The 26046-nt window shown below is 65.2% G+C and carries 18 protein-coding genes and 2 pseudogenes; 6 read left to right on the top strand and 14 right to left on the bottom strand.

Going from position 1 to position 26046, the window contains the following annotated elements; genetic code table 11:
- Positions 1-26: 26 nt before the first annotated feature.
- The 7 genes and pseudogenes from AWC27_RS31755 to AWC27_RS01805 form a co-directional block, all read right to left on the bottom strand.
- A pseudogene (locus AWC27_RS31755) lies at positions 27-233 on the bottom strand (PGRS repeat-containing protein); the annotation flags it as partial.
- Between the two features lie 102 nt (positions 234-335).
- Positions 336-560, bottom strand: a pseudogene (locus AWC27_RS31750) (PE family protein); the annotation flags it as partial.
- A 416-nt stretch (positions 561-976) separates the two neighbouring features.
- Positions 977-1177 (bottom strand): hypothetical protein, encoded by a 201-nt coding sequence (locus AWC27_RS01825; RefSeq protein ID WP_083114147.1) that lies wholly within the window; start codon positions 1175-1177, stop codon positions 977-979.
- Positions 1178-1327: 150 nt separating this feature from the next.
- Positions 1328-2206: a universal stress protein gene (locus AWC27_RS01820; protein ID WP_085668918.1), complete on the bottom strand. Its 879-nt coding sequence runs from the start codon at positions 2204-2206 to the stop codon at positions 1328-1330.
- Positions 2203-3648, bottom strand: coding sequence for an amino acid permease (locus AWC27_RS01815; protein WP_085668925.1), 1446 nt, complete (start codon positions 3646-3648; stop codon positions 2203-2205). Before AWC27_RS01815 ends, AWC27_RS01820 begins: the two co-directional genes overlap by 4 nt.
- Before the next feature lie 51 nt (positions 3649-3699).
- Positions 3700-4539, bottom strand: coding sequence for an energy-coupling factor transporter transmembrane component T family protein (locus AWC27_RS01810; RefSeq protein ID WP_083114149.1), 840 nt, complete (start codon positions 4537-4539; stop codon positions 3700-3702).
- Complete coding sequence (locus tag AWC27_RS01805; protein WP_245846775.1) at positions 4536-6581, bottom strand: ATP-binding cassette domain-containing protein; 2046 nt, start codon at positions 6579-6581, stop codon at positions 4536-4538. The genes AWC27_RS01810 and AWC27_RS01805 overlap by 4 nt, the downstream gene beginning before the upstream one ends.
- A gap of 117 nt (positions 6582-6698) precedes the next feature.
- Here AWC27_RS01805 and AWC27_RS01800 point away from each other — a divergent pair, with 117 nt between their 5' ends.
- Together AWC27_RS01800 and AWC27_RS01795 are read left to right on the top strand one after the other, a co-directional pair.
- Positions 6699-7184, top strand: a complete 486-nt coding sequence (locus tag AWC27_RS01800; RefSeq protein WP_085668917.1) for a MarR family winged helix-turn-helix transcriptional regulator — start codon at positions 6699-6701, stop codon at positions 7182-7184.
- Between the two features lie 105 nt (positions 7185-7289).
- Positions 7290-9677, top strand: coding sequence for an ATP-binding cassette domain-containing protein (locus tag AWC27_RS01795; protein WP_085668916.1), 2388 nt, complete (start codon positions 7290-7292; stop codon positions 9675-9677).
- Here AWC27_RS01795 and AWC27_RS01790 read toward each other — a convergent pair.
- From AWC27_RS01790 to AWC27_RS01780, 3 genes are read right to left on the bottom strand one after another with little or no spacing between them, the layout of a single operon-like run.
- A complete protein-coding gene (locus tag AWC27_RS01790; RefSeq protein ID WP_372516899.1) occupies positions 9636-10784 on the bottom strand; it encodes an esterase-like activity of phytase family protein in 1149 nt (382 codons plus the stop codon). The two genes, AWC27_RS01795 and AWC27_RS01790, sit on opposite strands and share 42 nt — an antisense overlap.
- Entirely contained in the window at positions 10781-11506 is a 726-nt protein-coding gene (locus AWC27_RS01785) for a VIT1/CCC1 transporter family protein (protein ID WP_085668914.1), read from the bottom strand. The genes AWC27_RS01790 and AWC27_RS01785 overlap by 4 nt, the downstream gene beginning before the upstream one ends.
- Before the next feature lie 28 nt (positions 11507-11534).
- Positions 11535-12101 (bottom strand): methyltransferase family protein, encoded by a 567-nt coding sequence (locus tag AWC27_RS01780; RefSeq protein ID WP_085668913.1) that lies wholly within the window; start codon positions 12099-12101, stop codon positions 11535-11537.
- A gap of 142 nt (positions 12102-12243) precedes the next feature.
- Between AWC27_RS01780 and AWC27_RS01775 the strand changes: the two genes are divergently transcribed.
- Positions 12244-14181 (top strand): acyl-CoA dehydrogenase family protein, encoded by a 1938-nt coding sequence (locus AWC27_RS01775; RefSeq protein WP_085668912.1) that lies wholly within the window; start codon positions 12244-12246, stop codon positions 14179-14181.
- A 2-nt stretch (positions 14182-14183) separates the two neighbouring features.
- Here AWC27_RS01775 and AWC27_RS01770 read toward each other — a convergent pair whose 3' ends face one another.
- A complete protein-coding gene (locus AWC27_RS01770) occupies positions 14184-15749 on the bottom strand; it encodes a nitrate/nitrite transporter (RefSeq protein ID WP_085668911.1) in 1566 nt (521 codons plus the stop codon).
- Between the two features lie 195 nt (positions 15750-15944).
- The gene (locus tag AWC27_RS01765) at positions 15945-16406 is read right to left on the bottom strand and encodes an LppP/LprE family lipoprotein (RefSeq protein WP_085668923.1); all 462 of its coding nucleotides are present in this window, start codon (positions 16404-16406) and stop codon (positions 15945-15947) included.
- A gap of 367 nt (positions 16407-16773) precedes the next feature.
- On the opposite strand from AWC27_RS01765, the gene AWC27_RS01760 reads away from it, so the two are divergent.
- The 3 genes from AWC27_RS01760 (at position 16774) to AWC27_RS01750 (ending at position 22925) form a co-directional block, all read left to right on the top strand.
- Positions 16774-20889, top strand: a complete 4116-nt coding sequence (locus AWC27_RS01760) for a bifunctional nitrate reductase/sulfite reductase flavoprotein subunit alpha (protein WP_085668922.1) — start codon at positions 16774-16776, stop codon at positions 20887-20889.
- A 103-nt stretch (positions 20890-20992) separates the two neighbouring features.
- Positions 20993-21247: a hypothetical protein gene (locus AWC27_RS01755; protein ID WP_372516898.1), complete on the top strand. Its 255-nt coding sequence runs from the start codon at positions 20993-20995 to the stop codon at positions 21245-21247.
- 31 nt (positions 21248-21278) lie between these two features.
- Complete coding sequence (locus AWC27_RS01750; RefSeq protein ID WP_085668910.1) at positions 21279-22925, top strand: NAD-dependent malic enzyme; 1647 nt, start codon at positions 21279-21281, stop codon at positions 22923-22925.
- A 115-nt stretch (positions 22926-23040) separates the two neighbouring features.
- Here AWC27_RS01750 and AWC27_RS01745 read toward each other — a convergent pair whose 3' ends face one another.
- The gene (locus AWC27_RS01745; RefSeq protein WP_085668909.1) at positions 23041-24933 is read right to left on the bottom strand and encodes a family 2A encapsulin nanocompartment cargo protein cysteine desulfurase; all 1893 of its coding nucleotides are present in this window, start codon (positions 24931-24933) and stop codon (positions 23041-23043) included.
- Positions 24920-25867 carry a family 2A encapsulin nanocompartment shell protein gene (locus tag AWC27_RS01740; protein WP_085668908.1) on the bottom strand — a complete coding sequence of 316 codons (948 nt, stop codon included), beginning with the start codon at positions 25865-25867 and terminating at the stop codon, positions 24920-24922. Before AWC27_RS01740 ends, AWC27_RS01745 begins: the two co-directional genes overlap by 14 nt.
- Positions 25868-26046 lie beyond the last annotated feature (179 nt).

Genomic DNA, 26046 nt, shown 5'->3' with positions numbered 1-26046 from the left:
GCTGTGGCAACGGTGGATCAGGTGCACCCGCCGGCCCCGCCGTTACCACCTCGACCGAACAAGCCCGCCGACCCACCACGCCCGCCGTTGCCGCCGGGTGCACCTGATCCACCGTTGCCACCGTTGCCGAACAGAATCCCGCCGTCACCACCGGCCTGTCCTGTCCCTGCCGCGCCGTTAGCGCCATTGCCGATTAGCGGGCGACCGAACAAATCCTCGGTCGGCGCGTTGATCGCCCTGAATAGGTCCCGCTCAAGTGCCTGCAACGGCGACCTGTTAGCAGCCTCGGCGGCTGCATATGTCCCCCCGGCCGCGGTCAACGCGCGGACAAACTCGTCATGAAACAGTGCCGCCTGTGCACTGAGCGTCCGATAATCCTGGGCAAAGGTTCCGAACAGATTCGCGATAGCCGCCGAAACCTCGTCGCCGGCGGCCACCGCGATCCCCACGGTGGAAGGCGCGGCTGCCGCCTCCGCCTGCTTGAGCGCCTCTCTGATGCCGCTTAAGCCCGCCGAGGCTGCGGTCAATGCCTCAGGTGCCGCGACTACATGCCACGACACTGCGGCTTCCCGTCACCTCGAGTTCCCATGAACTTGACTGCAGTTCCATGCGTCACACAGGGTTGATCCGACACCGCGCCCTTTTTGGGTGCGCTGTTTGGAGACGGCATTATTCACTCCTTCCACCACGAATTCGTGACTGAAGGCTGGCCGCGTGGAGAGGTCTCGTCAGGGCACTGCTTCTGCTTTGGCGATCACCCTAGCTAGTCAACACATGACCGTCTATTAGAAAAAAAGCAACAATTCCATGCATACGACGCAAATAGGCTGGCCAAAAAGCCCACGATGAAGGCTTTGCGACTGGAGCTGAAGCACAGTACACCATACTTTGACGGAATAATGGTCAATTGCGGAATTTCGTGATGTGCGCGGCAGGATCCGGATCCGGCCAACGCGGCTATGTCCGTCAAGCCCAGCTAGCAGCGATATTGAAGCGCGTAGGCACGGCCGGCGCCGAGTGCCGACAGCGCCGAAAAGGAGCGGGTGACTGTCGGCGGGTGGTCCAGCGGTGTCATCAGTACGAATTCGCCGACGATTTCTCCCGCTTTATCAATGGCTCCGACGGCCGAGTCGCAGTGGCTGATGCGGATGCCCCGACGAACATCATTCGCGGTCACCGATTGTTAATATGCGATTTATTTGAATACCGCCTGAGCACCCGAGTCACCATTTACTCAAACGGACGGTCCGGCTAAACACCGGCGGGCAGCCGACAATCCATTCGGGATTCGACATCATGCGGTGAAGTGAAATCGACAACACTGCCGCTAGCCGGGCAGCACCATCACCGGCACCGGACTGTGCCGGATGATCTTGCCGCTGCGGGAGCCCAGGAAAACCCTTGCCAGTTCGCCCCGCGGTGACGTGCCCAACGCCAGGATCTCGCCGTCCACCCAGTCCGTCGCATCCAGCGCCTGCTGCCAACCATTTCCGGTAACGACTTGCAGCGGCACATCTTCGTCAACGACCCCGTCAATTCGCAGCCGTTCCAACACTTCTCGCGCCTGCCCCGCCCATGCTTCCAGCACCGATGCCTCGGCGTGCAATCCGACTTCCGGCGGATACATGGTCCGGCCACGCGCGGCGAATGTGATGACCCGCAACGGCACTCGCCACTGCTTGGCCAAGCCCGCGCAGCGCTGCACCACCTCAACCGATTCTGAAGTCGCCGAGTACCCACAAGTGAGGCGCGTCAATCGGGCTGTGCGCGAACGGTATTGACGCGGACTGACAGCCACCGGCACCGGCGACGAATGCAATAGCCAGTCGGCGGTCGAGCCGATCAGCACCCGCGCGCGCCGCCCGTTCGGAAACGAGCCCAGCACCACGACATCGGCGCTGAGTTCCTCGACCAGTTCGATAAGGCCGCCCGATACCGAGCGGTGGGCACGATGGCAATACGTGACCTCGATGCCGTCGGCCAATGTGCGCAGATAACGCTGCGCCTCCTTGGCCGCGTCGGCAGCCAGCCCTTCGGCCCACTGTTCATACTCGGCGTCCACGCGAGCCAGCGACGGTGTGGGCCACGGCGTTGGAACGATCGTCGCCACCGTCAGCCCCGTGCCCAGCGTCCGCGCGATCCGCACGGCCAGCTGCAACGCCGACGGACCGACCCGGCCGGCCAAGTATCCGACGACGACGGTCACGGCTTGCCCCCCTCAAGCGCATCCCCATTCAGCGCGCTGCGGTGGCGGCCCCACAACAAGTAATAGACCAGCGCCGCTGCGACCCAGCCACTGAACGCGATCCAGGTGTACCAGTGCAGGCTGGCCAGAATGTAGCCGCAGGCCAGGATCGAAAGGACCGGCGTGACAGGGTATCCCGGCACGCGGAACGCACGCGGCAGGTCGGGCTCGCGCACCCGCAGGATGATCACCCCGGCAGAAGCGACGATGAACGCGGTCAAAGTGCCGATCGACACCATGTCGGCCAGCTTGTCCAGCGGTACCAGCGCAGCCAGCAGCGCCGCGGCGGTCGCAACGATCACGGTGTTGGCGACCGGAGTCATGGTGCGCGGATGCACCCGCGCGAACCGCGTTGGCAGCAGCCCGTCGCGACCCATCGCGAACAGGATGCGAGTCTGGCCATACATGGTGACCAGTGTGACGGTGAAGATCGAGATCACCGCGCCCGCAGCCAGGATCGTGCTGGCCCACGCCCCGTGCGTGACATTGTCGAGAATGGTTGCCAGTCCGGCGTTTTCCTGGCCTTTGAAGTCTTGCCAGGGCTGGGTGCCCAGCCCGGCCAGCGCAACGAGCACGTACACACCGGTCACGATCACCAAAGCGATGATCAAGGCGCGCGGCATGGTCTTCTGCGGATCCTTGACCTCGTCACCCGCGGTCGAGACCGCGTCCAGGCCGATGTAGGAGAAGAAGATCGTGCCGGCCGCCGAGCCGATCCCGGCAACGCCGAAGGGAGCGAAGTTCCTGAGGTGGTCACCGTTGAATGCACTGAATGCGATCACCACGAACATGGCCAGCACACCGAGCTTGATCAGCACCATGATCGCGTTGACCGTCGCCGACTCGCTGGCGCCGCGGATCAACAGCAGCGCACACAGCCCGATCAGGACCACAGCCGGCAGGTTCACATAGCCGGGCTGGGAATCCCACGGCGCCGCCGACAGTGCCTGCGGCATCTGGAACCCGAACAAGTTGCTTAGCAGCTTGTTGACGTAGCCACTCCAGCCGACGGCCACCGCGGCGGTGGCGACTCCGTACTCCAATAGCAGGCACGCCGCCACGCAGATGGCCACCGCCTCCCCCAGCGTGGCATAGGCGTAAGAGTATGACGACCCGGAAACCGGTACCGCAGAGGCCAATTCGGCATAGCAGATGGCCGCCAGCCCGGCCGCGATGCCGGCGATGATGAACGAAACGATCACGCTGGGACCGGCTTCTGGCACTGCCTCCGACAACACGAAGAAGATGCCCGTGCCGACCGTCGAGCCCACCCCGAACATGGTCAGCTGGAATGTGCCGAAGCTGCGTTTGAGGCTTGCTGCGGCCCCCTGTGCGACGGGAGCGCCGCCCACCGGGCGGCGCCGCAGCATCTGCTCTTTCAGGCTGATCGAAGTAGCCGGCAACTGCGCCTCCCGTCCCAAGGTCAGCTAATTATGCGGCTGCCGGAACAAAAGCTAGCCCTTCAGGTGAAAGAAGGTCTCGAGCGCAATCGCCGCGCCACTGACCGAGACGGTGATCGCCAGCGTCGCCCAGTCAGCGAGTTTGGGCCGTGCCGGATTCGCCGACAGCTGCCCGGTCCCGCCGCGCGCGGTGATCGCATCACCCATCTCGTCAGCGCGGCGCAGCGTCACCGTCATGGCGGCAGCGAGCAGGTCGATCAGTTCGCGAGCGTGCCGCTGACGTCGGGCCTTGCGGGTCGGCGGAACCCATTTGGGGCGCAGCCGACGGGCGGCGTAGAGCACCTGAAACTCGTCGATCAGCATCGGGAATGCGCGCAGCGCAAGCGCCAACGCGACCGCCCATTCGTCGACCGGGATCCGCAACCATCGCAGCGGGCGGCCCAAAGTGGCCAGTGCAGGCCCGATTTCAGCGACGTTCGTCGTCCAGGAGACCATCGCCCCGAGCGCCAGCAACACGATCGACAACGTGGTGATCCGCAGAAAGTTAAGCGCGCCGCCCAGTGCAAGCTCGGTGCCGCCCACGGAGACCACGGGAGTTCCGCCGCCCAGTGCCGCGGTGACGAACCCGAGCGCCAACAGGATCCACAGCCACCGTGGCATCGACGGCAGCGCGCCGCGGGGAATGTGTGCGATCCAGGCGGCGATCAGCACCAGCACGGCCACCATCCCGATCGCGATCGGTCCCGGGTAGAAGGTGAGCAACACCGAAACACCAAAAACCACCAGCAGTTTGGTGCCGGCCCACAAATCGTGGATGGCCGACTTGCCCGGCACCGGAACCAGCAACACCACCGGCCGCGCCTGGCGCCGCGTCCCGTCCGGCGTGGAGGTCATGAGATTCCTCCTGCCGCAGTGGATACCGACTCCACTGCGCCATTGCGCAGATGCAACGTGCGCGGGCAGAGCTCCTCCATGCCGACGAAGTCATGCGAAATGACCACCACCGTCAGACCCCGTTCCCGGCGCAGGTCCTCCAACAGCCGCAGCAAGCCGCGCTGGCTGTCGGCGTCCAGCCCGGCCAGTGGCTCGTCGAGAATCAGCGCACGCGGCGAACACGCCAGCAGACCAGCCAGCACCACGCGGCGCATCTGGCCACCGCTGAGCTGATCGATGCGCCGCTTGCCCAGCGCGGGGTCCAGGCCCACCACACTCAGCGCCGCCGCCACGCGGTCGGCATCTTTGGCCGAAAAGCCCGCTGCCGAAGCAACTTCCAGGTCGACGCGACTGCGCATCAACTGAAGCCGGGCCGCCTGAAACGACAACGCCACCGCGCCGACATGGTCATACGTCGGCTCACCGTCAATCAGGCAGGAGCCGGTGGTGGGCACCGTCAGCCCGGCCATGATCCAGGCCAGCGTCGACTTACCCGAACCGTTGCCGCCGTGGATCAACACCCCGTCGCCCTGCTCGACGACGAAGTTGACATCGCGCAGTGCGGTTTTGGCCCACGGTGTGCCGCTGCCGTATTCGTGTCCCACGCTTAGCAGTTCGATCACCGGCGCGTGCCCCTGGTGACCCACCGAGACGGCCGGCACCGGCGCATCCTCGGTATCGACCATGCCGGTGTTGTCCGGCGAATCACTGAGTTTGATGGTGCGGTCGGCGGATTCGGCCTCGTTGTTGTAGTGCGTGATGTGCACCAGGGCGGTGCGATGCCGTTTCCGCAGCCCCGAGAGGACCCCCAGCAGGGCATCGCGGCCCTGCTGGTCGACCATCGTGGTGACTTCGTCGGCGATCAGCATCGCCGGCTCGCGGGCCATCGCCGCGGCCAGCGCCAGGCGCTGCAGTTCCCCGCCGGACAGCGTCCCAGTGTCGCGTTCGGCGAGTCCTTCCAGCCCGACCTCGCTCAGCAGCTGGTCCACGTCGATCTTGGTACCCGGCGGCAGTCCCCACACCACGTCGTCACCGACCCGGGTGCCCAGCACCTGTGATTCGGGATGCTGCAACACCACCGCAGTGCCGCCCAATTTGCCCAAACCCACCGCGCCCGGCCGGGTTACCGTTCCCGCGGTCGGTTCCCGGCCCGCCAGGATCAGCATCAAGGTGGTCTTGCCGGATCCGTTGGCGCCGGTGATCGCGACGTGTTCGCCGGCCTGCACATCCAGCGTCAGCTCGCGCAGCGCGTCTTGGCCGGCGCCGGGATAACGGAACCGCACCTTGTTTAACCGCACCGGCACCGGACCGATCGCGTCGCTCTGGCCGGCGGCGTCCGGGGCGTCCAGTTTGTGCACATCGGGGATTCCGCGCATCCGCTCCAACAGCCGCGACAGCGCCCACCAGCCGATCAACGACACGATCATGATGCCGATGGTGAAATAGCCCAGCAGCCACCACGGCCAGTAGTGCAGCGCGGCAGCGAAATCGCGCTTCAAGTCCGCGCCGGCACCCTCCAGGTGCACCCTGCCCATAAACCGGGCGAGACCGTCGACGTTCGCGGTCATGACGGAGAAAATCAGGTGCCGCAGTCGCGCCAGCACCATCAGCATCCCGACCATCAGCCCGCCGAAGGCCAGTCCGGCGATCAATGACGTCACGATGACCGTCGGCGTGCCCCGCCCCTTGCGCTTGACGATTCCGGTCAGCCCACCGATGTAAGCACTGTGCACCACCGCCATGAAACCGCCCAGCCCGGCGATCAGGAAGGCGATCACCCCGGCGGCCACCGTTGCGGCCATCAGCACCCGCAGCCGGTAGCGGTAGGCCAGCAAGCCCGTGGGTACGGTGCCCAGCAGCGCCAGCCCGGCGGCGAACGGTACGACGACGGAGATGATCGCGGTCACTGCGCACAGCGCCGCCATAACCGATGCCTGTGCGAGTTCGCCAGGTCGCAGCGGCCCACCACGGTGGTGTGCGGGGAGGGGGCCGGGCGCGGTCACTTCATCGATTGTGCCAGGCACCGGGCCCATGTCTGACCAGTACACCAACCCATCCGGGTTTTCCCGGACCGACACCACGATTGGTCTCACATAGCAAAGCTATGAAACGATGTGCGCATGAGTTCTTACGCGACAGCTAAGTACAGCGAGGCCGCTGAACCCCACCAAGGCCTGGGTGCGGATCTGCTGGCCGTGGTCGCGCGGCTCAACCGGCTGGCCACGCAGCGCATCCAGATGCCGCTGCCCTCGGCGCAGGCCCGATTGCTGGCCACTATCGAGGCGCAGGGCGAAGCACGGATCGGCGACCTTGCGGCCGTAGATCACTGCTCACAGCCCACGATGACCACGCAGGTCCGCCGCCTCGAGGACGCCGGACTGGTCACCCGAACCGCCGACCCCGGAGACGCCCGGGCGGTCCGCATCCGCATCACCCCGCAAGGACTGCAGACCCTCAACGCGGTCCGGGCGGACCGCGCTGCCGCGATCGAACCTCAACTCGACCGGCTCGAACCGGCCGACCGCCAGGTGCTGGCGGATGCGGTCGACGTGCTGCGCCGCCTGCTCGAAAACGCCGCAGCCGCCCCGGGCCGCAACACGCTCTGATCGGGCTTCGCCCAGGGCTCGGGCATGCTGGATGCATACGCCCGGTCACGGGTAGACACTTGATTCGGTACCAAGAGATCGACCAGTGCGGGAAGGTGGCAGGCCATGCGGAGCGAGGCGACACCGCACGCCTCCCCGTTGACCGTGTGGGTCGGGTCCACGCGCTACGTGTTTCCCCCCGGTCGCGACGTGATCGTGGGCCGCGGCAGCCAGTGCGATATCCGCCTGGACCGCATGGGCCCATTCGACCCCAACGCGGGACCGGAACCTCCCCCTGATCTGGTATTGCGGTTCGCCGGTACGCACTGGGTTGCCATCGACCGCAGCCACATCGGCATCTTCACCGACGGCGCGCGGGTACCGACGGCCCAGATCCGCGACGGTCAATCGATCACGATCGGTGATCCCCAGCGTGGGCCACGGCTAACCTTCCAGCTCGCCGCTGCCCCGGGACCACCGGCACCTCCGGGCGACGCGGCCACCACGCAAATGCCGGCACCCCGACGCCACCAGCCGACGTTCGAAGCGTCGACCAGGCCCATGGCGTTACCGTCGCGGCCGTCACCATCTGCAACGGGGACGGGCCCGGTACCGCGACCCGCCGCCCCGGTAACCCCTCAAGTCGACGACTCCAAGGGCCATGGCCTGGGCGACTGGATGTCGGTGGCGACGAAGAAGCTGCGCGCTCCCCGCCCCGAAACCGGCACTGATACCGGCAGTGACGCCGGAACCGGAACCCGAAGCGACACGGTGGCTCCGACGACCAATCGCCTGCCGCTGCAACCCGGTGCGCGCACGATCGGGGTGGCCGCATACCAGCTGGGCCTCAACGTCAATGGACACGAACTGCTGTCCAACGTGTCGTTCACCGCGCGCCCGGGCTCGCTGATCGCGGTCATCGGGCCCTCGCGCGCACGCAACTCTGCGCTGATCGAGTTGCTCGGCGGCACCCGCCCGCTGGACGCCGGCGTACTGACCGTGGATGGCCACGACGTACACGCTGAGCCGGAGTCGATGCGCTCGCGAATCGGGGTAGTGCCACGCGAAGACCTCGTGCATCGGCGCCTTACCGTCGAACAAGCCGTCGGCTACGCCGCAGAACTACGGCTGCCGCCCAACACGTCTGCCGACAATCGCCGCCGGGTGGTCGACCAGATTCTCGACGAACTCGACCTCAGCCCGCACCGCACGACGCGGGTGGCCAAATTGCCGCCCGAATTACGTCGGTGCGCAGCGATGGCGATCGAACTGGTTACCAGGCCGTCGTTGCTGGTCGTCGACGAGCCGGGGGCCGGCCTGACACCCGAACAGATGGCGCTGCTCCGCCGCCAGGCCGACCTCGGCTGTGTGGTGGTAATAGCCACCACGTCACTGGCCTACTTGAACCTGTGCGACCAGGTGCTGCTGCTCACCGCTGCCGGAACCCTGGCCTTCGCCGGGCCGCCTCTGCAGATCGAGGCCGCGATGGGCACCACCGACTGGGCCGACATCATGGCGCGGATGAACGCCGATCCCGGCGGTGCACATCGCGAATTCCTGGCCCGGCAACAGGCGTCGGTTTCGATGACACCGCCGTCGGTCGCCGCGCCGAACCGGCTTCCCGCCGCGCTCGGCTTCGGCCGGCAGATCCGGTGGGCGGCCCGCCGTCAGGCCCGGCTGTTGCTCGCCCACCGCGCGTACTTCGTCTTTCTAGTGCTGCTGCCGTTCGCACTGGGCGCGCTGACGCTGTTGATTCCCGGCAAGACGGGCTTCGGCCGCGCCGATCCGTCCGGCGCCAACCCGCATGAAGCCGTCGAAATCCTCGCTGTTCTCAACATCGGCGCGGTGATCATGGGCACGGCATTGACCCTCCGCTCGCTGGTTACCGAGCGCGGCATCTTCCGGCGCGAGCAGTCCGTCGGCCTGTCCACCTCGGCCTACCTGGCCGCCAAGCTCATCGTCTACAGCGTGGCCGCGGCCATCCAGGCGGCCGTCTTCACCGGCATCGTCGTGCTCATCAAGGGCAAGCCCACCCAGGGCGCGGTCCTGCTGCAAAATTCCGTGGTCGAGCTGTACGTTGCGGTGTCCGCCACCACGATCGTGTCGGCGATCGTGGGACTGGCGCTGTCATCGGCGGGACGTTCGATGCGCGAGGTGCTGCCTCTTGCGGTGCCGGCCGTCCTGGCGTCGGGGCTGTTCGCCGGCGGGCTGATCTCGCTGGTCGGCACGTGGGGCTACGACCAGATCTCCTGGCTCGTTCCGGCCCAATGGGGCTTTGCCGCAACGGCTTCCACCGTCGATCTGCGCCGCGTCGACAAGCTCGCCGCTAGCAACGAAGTATGGGCCCATTACGTCGGCTGGTGGGTTTTCGACATGCTCGTTCTTGTCGTTTCCGGCTTGCTGTGGGCCGGGTTCGTCCGATACCGACTGCGCTCGCCGTACCCGGTGCGCAGCGACGCCAAAGCCCAGTCGTTACATCGCGAGCAACAGGAATTGAGTGAACTGCATCGGTGAAAAGTCGTTGTCGCTAACGAGGATTACCGATTGACGGCCATCGGCCAATTTGGGTCCCAGCGTGATGCCTTCGAGGTTGTACACCAGGTTCCTCGGCCATAGGTCCGGTGCCACCGACAGCGCGGAGACGTCGAAGGCCAGCGACTTGCGCATCGGGGTCAGCGCCCCGCCCGGCAGCGACGGTCTGGCCAGGACATCGGTCGCGGCGCCGATCTCGGCGCGATAGATACGGATCACCGGCGGTAGCGAATTGGATCGCTCCACCACCAGAAACGTGCTGTCGGACAGCGCGACCAGATCCGAGACGCCATCGAATTGAGCGCCCACGTTGGGCGCCTCGATCGGGTAGACATATTGCGCCGTGGGCTCACCGGTGGCGACATCGAACTTGGTGACCCGGGTCAGCACCTGATCGCCGTCGTCTTTCAGCGGCCCGTCGTTGTAACCCGGGACCTCCATGGCAGCGAACAACGACCGGCCGTCGGGGGTGAGCGCCAGACCTTCCAGTGCCCGGTTGCGCCGCGGCCCGGTGCGCTGGGCAGACATCGCCAGATTGGACGGCAGAGCGAACTGGCCGAGGTATGCGCCATCGAGCGCGGCGATCCGGACCCAGGGGTCGACCAGTATCGGCGCTCGATCGGTGAGCCGTTCGCCTTCAGAGGTCCAGTACAACCGCTGCCGGCCGGAGTCAAAGGCGATGCCCTCGGGGTCCGGAGGCACCACGGGCGGCGTGACGCTCAGGTTCTCGCGCGGGAACGGCTGACCGGAAACGTCCAGCAGCGGATGTACGCCGGTGAAGCTGATGTCGCTGATTCCCTTGTCCGACAAAGAAAGTCGCACGGTGTAGAACCGGGCGGGAGCTTTCGCGGAGTAGTCGTCGCTGATCACGTAATAGATCTGGCGGCCGCTGTCATAACTGATGCCCGACAAGCCGCCGATCGGCGTGCCGCCGAAGGTGGTATCAGAGGCCAGCAGCGACTGGCCCAGGTAGGTCAAAATCGGCCGGGCTGCTGTGTTGGTGTGCGACCCCGTCCGGCCGCATCCCGCCAGGCACAGCGCGGCCGCCAAGCAGCAGGCCGCCAGCAGTCTTCCCAGCGCCTGCATCACATCACTGCGGCGACAAGCAATCCGACCAGATACGTCGCCGCGACGGCGGCGGTGCCGAGGAACAGCTGCCGAAACGCCGTCCACCACACCGATTTCCGAGTGAATCGGGCGGTCAGGCCGCCGGCGATCAGCAGGCCCACCCCTCCGAAAATCAGGCCCAGCGGCAGCGACCCGTGCCCGACCAGGTAGGGAAGCAGCGGGATGACCGCACCAACCGCGAACATCAGGAAGGACGAGATCGCGGCCACCCACGCTGACGGCTTCTCGTCGGGATTGAGGCCGATTTCCTGCACCATATGGAAATTGACCGCTCGGTTTTCGTCGCGGTGGATTTCGTCGGTGGCGGCTTGCGCGGTCTTCTCGGTCATGCCCATCTCGACGAGCAGGTCGACCAGCTCGGCGCGTTCGGCGTGGGGGTGGGTGCGCAGGAAACGGCGCTCGACTTGCACCTCGGAGTCGATCTGCTCATTGGCAGTGGTTACCGACGTGTACTCACCGAGCGCCATGGAGAACGCGCCGGCCAGCAGGCCGGCGATGCCGCTGACCATGGTTGTATGGGTGCTTTCCCCGGCGGCCACACCGGCGATCAGGCCGGTGTTGCTGACCAGTCCGTCCATCGCGCCGAAGGCGGCGGCGCGCAACCAACCCCCGCTGACGTCGGAATGGGTGTGACCGACGTCGTAGGCGTCGCCAGCATCTGACCCGGTATCTGACTGAGACATGGCGCTATCTAAACGCACTCTCTCGCCGCTATAGATACCGCCTCACACGGCTGCAGTACTCGACGTACTCCTGGCCATAACGCTCGCGCATGAAAGCTTCCTCCCGCAGGACCTGCCGGTTGAACAACCAGGTACCACCGAACAGGTAGCACAGCGGAATCCAGTTGGGAAACACCAAGAATTGACCTACCAGAAACAAGAAAAAGCCGACATAGATCGGATTTCGGCTGACGGCGAATATGCCGCTCGTCACCAACTGGCCGGACCCCTCGACGTCGATGCCGACCCGGAAGCTGTTACCGAAGGCCACCAGGCTGAGCACCAGAACTGCGATACCGCCCAGGCACAGCGCCACTCCAAGCCAGGCCAGGGACGTGGACCGAAAAAACCTTTGGCTGCTGACCAACGGCCAACCGAACGCTGCAGCGAACACCGTGTAGAAGTAGAACAGCGCCACCGGCGGTATCAAGAAATCGGACTTGTCGATACTTCCGAAATGCATTGCACGAGTGCCGGTTCTGCGTAGCAGGGCGACTCGGCCCAGCACTGTGCCCAGCAGCAGCACAACCGTCAATGCGGCCAAGTAATGCGGCATCGCTGTCCCGTTCGGCCTTTAGGCTCGAGGCTCGGCGTCTCCCGGCCCTCGACTTCGACAGTACCGATGGGCAGCATCGGTTTGTTACCGGTTTGTCCAGGGCTCCTCCCACCGCGCTGGGCGGCGGGTTACGGTCGAATACATGGTGCCGAACACGACGAGTACTGCCGATCATCTGCGCGACGCACTGGACGGGCGTTGGCGCGACGTGAAGAACCAGACGCGGGAAAAGTTCCAGCATGAACAATTCCGGCCGCACTACACCCCGAACACGGTCATCGCCCGCGCCAAGGTATTCGAACAGATGAAGGTCATCTCTGCCGCAGGCATCTCCGACGAAGGGTTCCGCAAGGAGCACGGCGGCACCGGCAACGTCGGCGCGGCGATCACCATGATCCAGATGCTCGCCCAGTCGGATCTGTCCCTGATGGTCAAGGCCGGCGTGCAGTGGGGCTTGTTCGGCGGCGCCGTGGAGAACCTGGGTACCGAACGCCACTACGACTACGTGCAGGACATCATCGACCTCGAGTTGCGCGGTTGTTTCGCGATGACCGAGACGGGCCACGGCAGCGACGTTCAGTCACTGGAGACGACGGCCACCTACGACGCCGAGACCGAAGAGTTCGTCATCCATTCCGAGACCCCGACGGCACGTAAGGACTACATCGGCGGCGCGGCCGAAACCGCGACGGTTGCAGCTGTTTTCGCACAGCTGATTACGCACGAGGACGGCAAGCCGGTCAACCACGGTGTGCACTGCTTGCTGGTGCCGATCCGCGACGAGGACGGCAACGACCTGCCGGGCGTCACCACGTCGGATTGCCATTACAAGGGCGGGCTGCCCGGTGTCGACAACGGGCGAATCATGTTCGACCATGTCCGTGTTCCGCGGGTGAACCTGCTGAACAAGTACGGCGACGTCGCACCGGACGGCACCTACAGTTCGGCGATCGACAATGCCAACCGCCGGTTCTTCACGATGATCGGCACCTTGATCCGCGGCCGCGTCACGGTGGGTGGCAGCGCGGGTGCCGCCACCCAGGTGGCGCTCGACATCGCTACTCGATATGCATTGCAGCGCAAGCAATTCAACGCACCCGACGATGACAGCGAAGTGCTGATCATGGACTACCTGGTGCACCAGCGCCGGCTGTTTCCGTTGATAGCGAAAACGTACGCGCTGCAGTTCGCCCAGAACGAGCTGGTGTCCAAATGTCATGACCTACAGACCTCAGACGTGGTGGACGCCGAGGAGCAGCGGGAGCTGGAAGCTCGTGCCGCCGGGCTGAAGGCGGCCAACACGTGGCATGCTTCGCGGGCCATTCAGGAGGCTCGGGAAGCCTGCGGCGGCGCGGGCTACATGGCCGAGAACCGGTTGATCGCACTGCGCGCCGACACCGACGTGTTCACCACCTTCGAAGGTGACAACCACGTGCTGACTCAGCTGGTGGCCAAAGAGCTGTTGACCGCATACGCCGACGACATCAAGAGCATGAGTCCGGTCGAGTGGGTGCGTTTCGCGGCCAACACCGTCAGTGACCGGGTACGGAAACGCACTGCGGCAGAGGCGATTATGCAACGGATCGTGGACGCCAGGCAGGACAGCGAAGAAGAGGGCAGCCTGTTCAACCGCGGCACCCAGGTCAACATGTTCGAGGAGCGTGAGGATTATCTGCTGTCCTCGGTGGCGCGCCGGCTGCAAAGCAAATCCAAGGAGCTGTCGGCCTTCGACGCGTTCAATGCCGTGCAGGATCACGTGCTGCACGCCGCTTCGGCCCACATCGACCGCGTGGTGCTTGAAGCGTTCGTCGCCGGGATCGAGTCGTGCCCCGACGAACAGGCCCGCGAGCTGCTCGGCCTGTTGTGCGACCTGTACGCCCTGTCGGTGATCGAGGAAGACAAGGCGTGGTACATCGAGCACCGCTACCTGTCCACCGAGCGCGCCAAGGCCGTCACCCGCGGCATCAACGACCGGTGCCGGCTACTGCGACCGCACGCTAAAACGCTGGTCGACGGATTCGGTATCCCCGAGCCGCTGCGTTACGCCGAGATGCTGCACCCAGAAAACCTGCCCGACTGAACTCAGGAGGTCACGAGTTCAGCCGGCTGCAGGGCCGGGGCGGCCGGGCTCTCACTGGCAAGGCTTAGTGCCGGTCGGCGTACGTACTTCTTCCAGGTCAGCAGTGCGGCGCCGGCATAGCAGAACATGAAGGTGAAGAACGCCGACGTCCCGGTGCCGGTGCTGACGTAGGACTCGCGCAGTGCCAGGTTGATCCCCACCCCGCCGAGGGCGCCGAAGGCGGCGACGAACCCGATGGCCACGCCGGAGATGACGCGTGACCATTCGCGCCGTTCGGTCTCGCCGAGGTCCAGCGAGCGACTGCATGCTTCGAAGATCGACGGGATCATCTTGTAGACGGATCCGTTGCCCACGCCGGACAAGATGAATAACGCGATGAAGCAGACGAAGTAACCGACGACGGCCAGACCGGCGTGCGAGCCGCTCTGTAGCGCGTGGTGGTGCCGGTCTTCCAGAGAGCTCGCGCTGATCAGCAGGCCGGCGGTGAGCGTCATGGCGATGAACACCATCAGGGTCAGGCGGCTGCCGCCGATCCGGTCGGCCAGCCGGCCGCCGAAAACCCGGGCCAGCGCGGCCAGCAGCGGCCCGACGAAAGCCAGTTCGGCGGCGTGCAGCGTGGCCTGCGCCATGGTTTGGCCGCAAGCGATGAAGTTGGTCTGCAACACCTGGCCGAAGGCGAACGAAAACCCGATGAACGAGCCGAAGCTGCCGAGGTACAGCAGCGACAGGAACCACGTGTCCGGGGCGGAAAGCACCGCGCCGACGATCGGCCGCAGCCGGGTCACCTTGACCCGGTACTGCTCGAGGTTGTTCATGCCCCGTGTCATCCCGATCGCGGCGATCGACAACAGCACCGCGTACAGGCCGCAGACCAGGTAGGGCTTGCCGTCGCCGACTGTCGCGATGACCGCCAGACTCACCAGCTGGATCACCGGCACACCGAGATTGCCTATGCCGCCGGCGATTCCGAGTGCCGAGCCTTTGAGGCGGTGCGGGTAGAACGCGTTGGCGTTGGTCATCGATGCCGCGAAATTTCCACCACCTAATCCGGTGAGCGCCGCGCACACCAGGTACGGCCACAGCGGCAGACCGGGGTTGGCCAACAAGACCATCGCGCCAATCACCGGAAATATCAACACCATTGCCGAGAACATCGCCCAGTTGCGGCCGCCGAAGATCGCGGTGGCCAACGAGTAGGGCGTGCGCATACAGGCGCCCACCAAGGTGGCGACGATGTCGAGCAGAAACTTGTCACCGGCCGAGAACCCATAGATGTTCTGCGGCATGAACAACGTCATCACCGGCCAGAGTGTCCACACCGAATAACCGAGGTGGACTGTCACCACCGACCAGAAAAGATTGCGCCGGGCGATCGTCTTGTTACCGGCCTCCCACGCCACCAAATCCTCAGGGTCCCAATGTGAGATGTGACGCGAGCCACTGCGGCGCTTCGTCGAAGCGTTCGAGTGGCCGTGAGCGACAGTGTGATTAACCGGGTGGGTGGAACTCAAGTCGTGCCCTGAACTGCGCGGCGATTCGTCGCGTTGCAGCAGCATCTGCTGGTCCATCACCCTCCTTGCTCGCGGCCCCGTGCGTGGCCGTCCTTGTCCGACATGGACTTTCCAGAGTGCCAGGCTTCGGCGCGCCGAGCATGCCCGGAGCAGCAGGAACCTGCTGTAGAAGTCCTGTAGAAACCCTGAAGGCGGGCGTCAATTTGTTGCGTATTTGAAACGTTCGGTTGCGTATTTGAAACGTGCGGGCGGCTATTGATGCGGTATGGCGCCAAGCGCTTTGAGCTTGCCGTCCGACCCGATTTCAAATTTCACGGTGCCCCTGCCGGTGGGGCAGCACTCCTGGTCGTTGCCAACGCGCCACTGGTACTGGACCGTCACGGTGTCATCAGCGGGTGCGAGCACCGTTGTATAGGGCTTCGGATTAGGGGTGGGTGAGCCCAGCGGGGTGTTGTGGTCGAAGAACAACAGCTGCTGGGAAGTCGACTCCGAGGCAATGGTCGGGATGATCTGTACCCAGTACAGGCGGCATTTCTTGGCATGTCCCCGAGCTATCTCGACCCACCTGGAACCGGGGACCTCGATCGGCACGGCCGCAATGGCCTGGCGCACTGTCTCAGCCGTCGGACCATCGGATTCCTTGCACTTATCCGGCTGCGCCGGTGGCGGTGCCGGCGTCTTGGATCCGCAGCCGGCAACAGCCAGGATCACCATCAACGCGATCGCGCTCAGCCGACAGGGCACGCCGCGAGCTTAACCAAGGCCCGCAGCGGACTTGGCGAAGACTGTGAATGTCCCCCAGGTTTGGTCAAAGCCCCAGGTGTAGCCCCTGGCGACGGTCGAATCGTAGGTAATCTGGGCACAGTTCAGTTGGTCGATGACGACCTGGATGACTTGTTTTCCTCCGGTTTCCAGTGGCGCACCGCCGCGCCGGGGCCGCCGCGAGAAGTACGTAAAACGCCTGAAACCTCGGCTCTCTTGTCTTGAAACATCCCTGTCGCACGATTCACCGCATAGATGGTTGCGCGCCGAGAAAGGAGTAGGTGTGACTGCGAAGCACGATTCGGACACCGTGCACTCGATGTGCGCCTACTGCGGCGTGGGCTGCGGAATGGTGTTGCAGATCACAACCGATCCCGAAAGCGGCCGTCGTCACATCGCCAATTCGGTTGGGCAGAAAAGTCATCCCGCCAACTTCGGCCGGTTGTGCACCAAGGGCAACACCACCGCGGATCTTTTGGCGGCACCCGGCCGCGCCGAGTCGGCGTATCTGCGGACCGACCGCGGTCAATCTCTCGAGCCGGTTCAGACCGACGACGCCATCACCCAATGCGCCAAGCGGTTACGCGCCGTCATCGACGAACATGGCCCAGATGCTGTGGCGCTGTATGTGTCCGGGCAGATGTCGATCGAAGCCCAATACCTGGCGAATAAGTTGGCCAAGGGATTCATCGGCACCAACCAGATCGAATCGAACTCACGACTGTGCATGGCCGGCGCCAGTTCGGGCTACAAGCTATCGCTGGGCGCAGACGGGCCTCCGGGCTCGTACCAGGACATCGATCATGCCGATGTCTTCTTCGTCATCGGCGCCAATATGGCCGACTGCCACCCGATTCTGTTCCTGCGGATGATGGACCGGGTCAAAGCCGGCGCCAAACTGATCGTCGTCGACCCCCGCCGTACCGCGACCGCGGAGAAGGCGGACCTGTTCTTGCAGATCGCGCCCGGCACCGATCTGGCCCTGCTGAACGGGCTGCTACAGCAGATTGTTGAAAATGAGCAAACGGACCCGCAGTTCATCTCCGAGTTCACCGAGGGCTGGGAGGTGATGCCGAGCTTCCTGGCGCAGTTCACCCCCGAGCGGGTCAGCGAAATCACCGCAATCCCTGAGCAAGACATCCGCACGGCGGCGCGCTGGGTCGGCGAATCGGCGAACTGGATGAGCATCTGGACGATGGGCGTGAACCAGAGCACCCACGGAACCTGGAACACCAACGCGATCTGCAACCTGCACTTGGCAACCGGGGCGATCTGCCGGCCGGGCAGCGGCCCGTTCTCCCTGACCGGTCAGCCCAACGCAATGGGTGGACGCGAAATGGGTTATATGGGACCGGGTTTGCCGGGTCAGCGGGCAGTGACCTCGGCGCAGGACCGCGAATTCGTCGAGGACCAATGGGGCATTCCGCACGGCTCGTTGCGCACCGACGTCAGCGACGGCGTGATCGACATGTTCTCCCGCATGGCCGACGGTGAGATCAAGGCCTGCTGGATCATGTGCACCAATCCCGTTGCCACCGTTGCCAATCGCAAGACTGTGTTGGCCGGCCTGGAGAAGGCCGAGCTGGTGATCACCCAGGACGCGTTCCTGCAGACCGAGACCAACGAGTACGCCGACGTGGTGTTGCCGGCCGCGCTGTGGACGGAATCCGACGGGGTGATGGTCAACTCCGAGCGCAACCTGACCCTGTTCCAGCAGGCCGTCGATCCGGTCGGCCAAGCCCTGCCGGACTGGCAGATCATCGCCCGGATCGCCTGCGAGATGGGATTTTCCGCCGCATTCCAGTACGAGTCCGCCGAGGAGGTGTTCGAAGAGATCAAGCGGTTCTGGAACCCCCAGACCGGTTACGACTTGCGCGGCGTCAGCTACGACCGGCTGCGACAGACTCCGCTGCAATGGCCGTGCCCGCCGGAGAGCACCAGTGACCGCAACCCGATCCGCTATCTCAATGACGGCGTCAGCCAAACTCTGTTGGTCCGTGCCGACGGCAGTGTGCCGCGATTGGCTTTCCCCACCGCGACGGGACGCGCGGCGTTCTTCGCCCGCCCGCACCTGTTGCCGCAGGAGATGCCCGACGCCGACTACCCGTTCCTGCTCAACACCGGTCGCCTGCCCCACCAATGGCACACCCTGACCAAGACCGGCAAGGTTGCCAAGCTCAACAAGCTCAACCCGGGGCCGTTCGTCGAGATTCATCCCGACGATGCAGCTCGACTGCAGATCGGTGCGGGCGATCGCATCGAGATCGCCTCCCGTCGCGGCCGCGCCGTACTGCCCGCCGTCATCACCGACCGGGTGCGGCCGGGCAACTGCTTTGCACCCTTCCACTGGAACGACGCGTACGGTGAGTACCTCTCGATCAACGCCGTCACCAACGACGCCGTCGACCCGGTGTCGCGCCAACCGGAATACAAGGCCTGCGCGGTCACCATGACCAAGGTCGTCAGCGCCGCTGATCCCGCCCCGGCAGTGCCCGACGCTGCCCCCGACACCGAGGAGTTCAGCGTGTCGCAGGTCGACGCGCTGGCCGAAATCCTCGGGCTGGCCAACGAACCCATGCCGCAGTTCGGTCCGATGGGCCGGGCCTACCTCGCTGGCGTGATCGCCGGGCTGCGTTCGGAAGTCGGCCGGCACAACTCAGGCGTGCCCACCCTGCCGCTGAGTGCCCCGTTCGATTCCAACACCCGGCTTTGGGTGGACGGTCTGCTAGCCGGGATGTTCTCCCGCACTCAGCCGTCGCCATCGCTGGCTGCGCCGATCGCCGGCGAGACAACCGAAGGGACAACGCAACAGACACCACTCGTGGTGTTGTGGGCGTCCCAGACCGGTAACGCCGAAGAGCTTGCCGCCGACATCGCCGCCAAGCTCGCCGAGGCGCAGTTGCCGGTCGCGTTGCATGGCATGGACGACTTCCCGGTGACGGACCTGCCCAATGTGAGCGAGCTGCTGCTGATCACCAGCACCACCGGTGACGGCGATGCACCCGACAACGGCGCCGGCTTCTGGCGGGCGCTGTGCGCCGAGAACGCTCCGCGGCTGCCCAACACCCGCTATGCCGTTCTGGCACTTGGCGATTCGAACTACAACGACTTCTGCGGACACGGACGCAAGCTCGACCAGCGCCTGGCCGAGCTGGGCGCCACCCGCATCATCGCCCGCGCCGATTGCGAACCCGATTACGCGGACACCGCCGCGCAATGGCTCGACGATGTCCGGTGCGCGCTGACCCACCCGGTCGCGCCGCAGCCCACCGCGCTCGTCGCCCCGAGCCGGCCCTCGATCGCCACCTACACCAAGAAGCGGCCCCTGGTGACCAACCTGGTCCGCAACACCACGCTGAGCCGCCCCCGGTCGGCAAAAGACGTGCGACAGCTGGTGTTTCACGTTCCCGAGGGCACAGTGAGCTATGAGGCCGGTGACTCGCTGGGGGTGTGGCCGCGCAACAACGACGGGTTCGTCGAGGAATGGCTGGCGGCGACCGGACTGGATGGACACGCCGAGGTGGAGATCGCCGGCTTCGGTTCCATGCCGTTACACGCCGCACTCACTGACCGCTTCGAAATCGCCCACATCAGCCCCGATCTGCTGCGGTTCGTGCGGCAACGCACCCACCACGCGGGTGCCGCCGCTGAGCTTGCCGAGCTGATGAAGCCGGAAAACAAAGCGGCCCTGGCCGATTGGTCGTGGGGCCGCCAATCGGTCGACCTGCTCGGTATGGCACCGGTCGCGGCGTCCGTCGACGAATGGCTGGACGTGCTCAAACCGCTTCAGCCGCGGTTGTATTCGATTTCGTCCAGCCCCAAGGAGAACCCCGGCGAAGTGCACCTGACCGTATCGCCGGTGCGGTACAACTTTCAGGGTGTGCCGCGGCGCGGGGTGTGCTCGACATACTTGGCCGACCGCTCCCCCAGCGATGAGATCGCGGTCTATGTAAGGACGTCCAAGAACTTCCGGGTGCCCAGCGACCCGCACACCCCGATGATCATGATCGGACCGGGAACCGGGATCGCCCCCTTCCGCGGCTTCCTGCAGGAACGGCGCGCGCTCGGCCACACCGCACCCAACTGGCTGTTCTTCGGCGAGCAGCACGCGGCCACCGACTTCTACTACCGCGAAGAGATCGAGGCGATGCACGCTGACGGCTTGCTCACCGAACTGGATCTCGCATTCTCCCGGGATCAGCACCACAAGGTGTACGTACAGCACCTGATGCGCCAACGCGGGGCCCGGCTGTGGCAATGGTTGCAAGAAGGGGCCCAGCTCTACGTCTGCGGCAACGCCGATCCGATGGCCAAGGACGTCGATCGCGCGCTCTGCGAAATCGTGGCCGAACACGGTCACCTCGACGCCGACGACGCCGCGGCGTACGTCCAATCGCTCAGCGCGGACAAGCGCTACCACCGTGACGTCTACTGACGCCTACTAGAGGCACCCGTAATAGACGGGAAACATCGCACGTCCGCACCTGAAACATCCGCGGCGCACTATTCACCCAAGAGATTGCGCACTCGATGGACGGATGTACGCCGTGACCGCTGTATGCCCCATACATTGCCGGGAGCGGGACGACGCGTCGGCACCCGACCTGGTGGATTGGGCGGGATTGCCGGTCAACCTTGATCTGGCGTTCTCGCCCGAGCAGCGCGACAAGGTCTACGCACAGCACATGAAGCGCAAGCGTGGGGCCCAGCTACGACGGTGGTCACGAGACCTGCCGCAGTCATGTGTTTGCGACGTTGCGGCCGCGCGTTCACCGGAATCGGCGCTACCGTGACTTGACATCCAAGTCACGGACGGAGTTTGTGATGAGCGACGCCTGCGTGCCCAGGTTCCCGGCCGCGCTGTCCACGCCAAGTCTCAACCGGGGGGTCGGGTTCACCCACGAGGAGCGGCGACGACTGGGCCTGGTTGGCCGGCTGCCGTCGGCGGTGCTCACCCTGGACCAGCAAGCCGACCGGGTCTGGCACCAATTGCAGAGCCTCGCTACGGATCTGGGCCGCAACCTGCTGCTCGAGCAGCTGCACTACCGGCACGAACTGCTGTATTTCAAGGTGCTGACCGACCACCTCCCGGAACTGATGCCGGTCGTGTACACACCCACCGTCGGCGAGGCGATCCAGCGCTTCTCCGATGAATACCGTGGCCAGCGCGGCCTGTTTCTGAGCATCGACGAACCCGACGACATCGCCGCGGCCTTCGAAACCCTCGGTCAGGGACCCGATGACATCGACCTGATCGTCTGCACCGACGCCGAAGCGATCCTGGGCATCGGAGACTGGGGCGTGGGCGGCATCCAGATCGCGGTCGGCAAACTGGCGCTCTACACCGCCGGCGGGGGCATCGATCCCCGCCGCACCCTGGCGGTGTCCCTGGACGTCGGCACCGATAACGAACAGTTGCTGCAGGACCCGTTCTATCTGGGCAATCGGCACGGGCGGCGCAGCGGCGCCGAATACGAAGACTTCATCAGGCGCTACATCGAGACCGCTCATCAGATGTTTCCGCGGGCGTTGCTGCATTTCGAGGACTTCGGCCCGGCCAATGCGCGGATGATCCTGCAGAAGTACGGCCAGCAGTACTGCGTGTTCAACGATGATGTGCAGGGCACCGGCGCAGTGGTGGTCGCCGCGGTCGACGGCGGGTCGGAGGCCACCGGGGTTCCGTTGCGCGACCAGCGCGTGATTGTGTTCGGAGCCGGGACCGCCGGCATCGGTGTCGCCGATCAGATCCGCGACGCCATGGTGGCCGACGGCGCGACCGCCGAGCAGGCCACCGCGCAGATCTGGGCGATAGACCGGCCGGGACTGCTGTTCGACGACATGCCAGACCTGCGCGACTTCCAGGTTCCCTACGCGAAGAACCGCGCCCGGCTGGGCGTGGCCGCTGAGCAGCGCGTGGGGCTGCTCGATGCCATCAAGCTCGCCTCACCCACCGTTCTGCTGGGCTGCTCAGCGGTGTCCGGCGCGTTCACCCAGGAAGTCGTCGAGGCGATGACGGCATCGTGTGAACGACCGATGATCTTCCCGCTGTCCAATCCGACGTCGCGGATGGAGGCCATGCCCACCGACGTGCTGTCCTGGTCGAAGGGCAAGGCGCTGCTTGCCACCGGCAGCCCCGTCGCTCCAGTCGACTACAACGAGACCACCTATACCATCGGCCAGGCCAACAACGTGCTGGTGTTTCCCGGCATCGGGCTGGGCGTCATCGTCGCGGGCGCCCGGTTGCTCACCCAGGGCATGTTGCAGGCAGCGGCCAAAGCCATTGCACTGCTTGCCAATCCGACGCGGCCCGGCGACTCCCTGTTACCGGATGTGCAGGACCTGCGTGCTGTCTCGAAGGCCGTCGCCGAGGCGGTCTACCGGGCCGCCGTCGCCGACGGGGTGGCGACCAGAACGCACGAAGACGTCGAGCAGGCCATCGTGGACACCATGTGGCTACCGGTGTACGACTAGCCCGTGTGCTCAAGGCTTTCAGTGGGTTACCAGGGCGGATAAATCGCCCAGATCCCGCCGCGAGTACACACTCAAATCCCTACGTGCACACTCGATTCAGTAAGCGCGCAGTCGATTACCCGACGTTGGTGCCACCCTCGGCGATGCGGCGCACCGCCCGCAGGAAGACGTCGATCTCGGCAAAGGTGTTATAGAACGCGAACGAGGGACGGACCGTGGCCTCCAGGCCGTATCGACGCAGAATCGGCTGGGCACAGTGGTGTCCGGCCCGCACCGCGATACCTTCGGCGTTGAGCGCCTTGCCCACCTCTAGCGGCTCGTGTCCGGCCAGCACGAATGACAGCACACTGGCCTTTTCGTCGGCCGTGCCCACCAGACGCACTCCGGGGATGTCGGCCAGTCGTGGCGTTGCGTAATCCAGTAGCGCGTGCTCGTAGGCGGCGATGCGTTCGATGCCCACCCGCTCGACATAGCGCAGCGCCTCGCCGAGTCCGACGGCGTCGGCGATGTTGCCGGTGCCCGCCTCGAACTTGTTGGGCAGCCCTTGATAAAGCGACCGCTCCAGGGTGACGTCGGCGATCATGTTGCCGCCCCCCTGCCAGGGTGGTGTCTCGGCCAAGGCCTCCTCAGACCCGTAGAGCACGCCGATTCCGGTGGGGCCGTATATCTTGTGCCCGGAGAACACAAAGAAATCAACGCCGAGTTCCGCGACGTTTATGGGCAGGTGCGGAATCGATTGGGCTCCGTCGATCAGCACTCGCGCGCCGTAGCGGTGTCCCAGTTCGACGATCTTGCCCACCGGCGTCACGGTACCCAGCGCATTCGAAACCTGTGTCGCGGCAACCAGTTTCGTCTTCGGCCCGAGCAGGTCCTCGAATTCGGAGAGCAGCAGGTTGCCCGCCTCGTCCACCGGCGCCACCTTGAGCACTGCGCCGGTCTGCTGCGAAATCAGCTGCCAGGGAACGATATTGGCGTGGTGTTCGAGATGGGTGATGACGATCTCGTCGCCCGGGCGCAGATGCTTGCCGCCCCATGCGTACGCCACGAGATTGATCGCCTCGGTGGTACCGCGCACGAAGATGTTCTGCTCGGCCTTCGACGCACCGATGAACCGCCGCACCGTTTCGCGGGCCTCTTCGTAGGCATCGGTAGCCCGGGCCGCCAATTCGTGTGCCGCGCGGTGGATGTTGGAGTTCTCGTGGGCATAGAAGTGGGCCAGCCGGTCGATCACCACCTGCGGCTTCTGCGTGGTGGCGGCGTTGTCGAACCAGATCAGTGGTTTGCCGTTGACCGTCTCCTGCAGGATCGGAAAGTCGGCCCGAATCGCGTTGACGTCGAAAACCTCATGATCGTCGCGCAACTGCGGCACCGGCTCAGGCTTGTTCAGGAAGTAGTAGTAGGCCTCGTCACCGTGCGGCGGCATCGCAGGCGCGTCAGACCAGCCGAGATCACCGACGGACGGCGCCCCAGGCAGCCAGCCTGGAGCCGAACCACGCGGCGCCACTGGAACCGTCGGCCCACCTGGCCCGGCCCCGGCCAGGACTCCCGGCGCCGTCGGCACGATGCCCGACGTCGGAACCGCGAAAGCGGTCAGATCACCGACACCCGGCGGCACGAAGGGATCGGCCACCGCGGCGGCTGCCGCGCCTGCCGACGGACCCGCCGTCGTGTCCGGCACGTTGCCCCGCGGCGCCACCGGCACCGTCTGCGGTGGCACAGGCTCGGGGCCCGGCGAGGTCGGCGCTGGCAGGTAGACGTCGGAATAGGCGATAGCCGGAACGCCGGCTGTGAGTGGGTCGGAGGTACCGGCCGCGGTCCGTCCAACCGATGTCGCGGCCGTCGTATCGGGCACGTTGCCCCGCGGCGCGACCGGTGCTGTCTGTGGCGGACTATCCAACCCCGGCCTGATGCTGGCCGCGTACAGCTGGCCGGCCAGCGCGGCCAGCTCCGCCGCGCTGACGGGCAGGTCGCTTTCGGCGTCTACCGACCGGTACTCACTTGTACTCATGGAACTGGTCCACAGCGACGTCGTCGAGCACGGCAAGCGCGTCGTCAGTGAGGACAGCCAAGGACGTGTACAGGGTGACGAGGTAGGTCGCGATCGCCGACTTGTTGATCCCGGTGAACCGCACCGACAACCCCGGTGCCTGTTCGCCGACGAGACCAGGCTGGAACAACCCCACCACGCCCTGTCGCTCCTCGCCGGTGCGCACCAGGATGAACTTCGTCTTGCCGTCCTCGACCGGAACCTTGTCCGACGGGATCAACGGAATGCCGCGCCAGGTGATGAATTGAGCGCCGAAGAGGTTGACCACTGGCGGCGGCACGCCGCGGTAAGTCGCCTCGCGGCCGAAAGCCGCGATGCCCAGCGGGTGCGTCAGGAAGAAACTGGGCGTCTTCCAGACCTTGGTGATCAACGCGTCGAGGTCGTCGGGTGTGGGCGCGCCGCCCAGCGTTTGAATGGTTTGCTCCGGCGTCGCCTGCGCCAGCAGCCCGTATTCGGGGCTGTTTACCAGTTCGGACTCCTGGCGCTCCTTGATCGTCTCGATGGTCAGCCGCAGCTGCTGGGTGATCTGGTCGTGCGGGCTGGAGTAGAGGTCAGAAACCCGGGTGTGCACGTCGAGCAGGGTCGAGATGGAACGCAGCGTGTACTCGCGCGGGCTGGTCTCGTAGTCGACGTAGGTCTCGGGCAGCGGTTCATCAGTGAGGGCACCCGCCTCGGCCTTGACCGCGACCTGTTCCGGATTGACCACGCGGTTCACCCGATAGATACCGGCCTCGACCGGCACCCAGCTGAGCAAATGCAGCAGGAACCGCGGGGTGATCGTCGACAGCTGCGGAACGGTCTTCGTCGCGTTGGCAAGCTGTCTGGCCGCGAGGTCGCCGAGTGCCTGTGACTCGTTTTGAGGCCCATTTTGAGGCCCATTTTGAGGCGAGGTCATCGAGGTCCTTCCATGCGTAATGAAGTCAATACCGAGTGGTAAGCGGGGTGTCGGGCAGAGCCATTGTGCAACAAGACCGGCAACACGGCGTCTGCCGACGCGCGCCGAGCGTATGCGACCCCTTACACCTGGGCAAATGGTTTAAATCAGCTATGAGCAAACCGGCAGATTGCGGTAAT

Origin of the sequence: Mycobacterium szulgai, from assembly GCF_002116635.1 — a bacterium.
Lineage (GTDB): Bacteria > Actinomycetota > Actinomycetes > Mycobacteriales > Mycobacteriaceae > Mycobacterium > Mycobacterium szulgai.
Note: the sequence above shows the minus strand (reverse complement) of the source record. Positions and strands in the feature narration are given on the sequence as shown.